The organism is Priestia sp. P5_B4 (genome assembly GCF_056400385.1).
This window is the reverse complement of sequence record NZ_JBFULJ010001474.1, coordinates 1-579: the sequence shown is the minus strand read 5'-3', so window position 1 is coordinate 579 and position 579 is coordinate 1. Positions and strand designations below refer to the sequence as shown.

The window sequence follows — 579 nt, the reverse complement described above, 5'->3', positions numbered from 1 at the left end:
ATTCCACCGTATGTCGGAAATCTTTTGGCCATTTCTGTTACCCCTGCAATAAWARATTTCCGACATACGGTGGAATTGTGGCTGCCCTTCCAATTGTGAGCTTACTAAGTATTATATGGTTATCAGTGCAAGGAGAAAAAAAGGAAGTAGTCAGTCAGTTTACACTAGGCGTTCTTTATGGACTGCCAGGCACTATTTTACTACTTGCTGTCGTCTATATTTGCTTAAAAAACTCTCTTCATTTGTTTATGAGTTTATCAATAGGAGTTATGTGTTGGAGCCTGTTTTTAGGCCTTCAAAAGATAGTGGTTAAACTAATTACTACATAAATTATTGGAATTTAATCCAATTTTCTGTAAAATGAAAGTCTAAGTAAAAGATAGGAGCTGAGTAGAGTTGAGTTTAGCAGAGAAAAAGTTAGGAATTGACCGAGTTGTTTTTATCGGCAGAACGTTTGAAGAGTATAGAGCTATGTTTAATTTGAATGAAAAGTATTTAAAAGGAAAAAAAGTGTTAGACTGTGCTAGCGGGGCCTGTTCTTTTACTGCTCATGCCTTGCAGCAAGGTACGGAGGTACGG

The 579-nt window shown here is 36.9% G+C and carries 1 protein-coding gene and 1 pseudogene; both read left to right on the top strand.

Translation table 11 applies throughout. From position 1 onward, the window contains the following. The coding region (locus tag AC1DRF_RS31690) for a DUF3147 family protein (protein WP_477742786.1) at positions 1–329 on the top strand (329 nt) is incomplete at its 5' end. Between the two features lie 67 nt (positions 330–396). Next, positions 397–579 (top strand): annotated as a pseudogene (locus AC1DRF_RS31685) (SAM-dependent methyltransferase); the annotation flags it as partial.